A 301-nucleotide genomic window follows, 5' to 3' on the forward strand; every position below is an offset into this window, starting at 1 on the left:
GCCAAAAGCATTCTTGCCGCTCCGGAAGTCACTCTTCCCAGCTCCTGCTGAGGTCTAGCAGGAAGAAGTGTAATAGCTTCTTGTGCATCCTTGATGATTTGAGTATACAGTTGCTCTTCTGAGGCCAATTCTTTTGCGGCTTCAGATCGGTTGGTCACCGGAGTGAGATGAAGTGGCGCTTTTTGGAAATAACGCACCAATTCGAAATACGAATAAGCTCTCAAGAACAGCGCCTGACCTTTGATATTGTTTTTGCTAGTCGCATCAAAGGTTACAGGATCAATAGACGAAAGAATTTGAT

General features: G+C 44.9%; 1 protein-coding gene. It reads right to left on the bottom strand.

Features of this window, described 5'->3' with window-relative positions:
- Window positions 1-301 (bottom strand): RagB/SusD family nutrient uptake outer membrane protein (locus ACNKXV_RS14175; RefSeq protein ID WP_417908360.1); only part of this gene is annotated, 301 nt, incomplete at both ends.

This window comes from Christiangramia aquimixticola (assembly GCF_048285835.1).
GTDB lineage: Bacteria > Bacteroidota > Bacteroidia > Flavobacteriales > Flavobacteriaceae > Christiangramia > Christiangramia aquimixticola.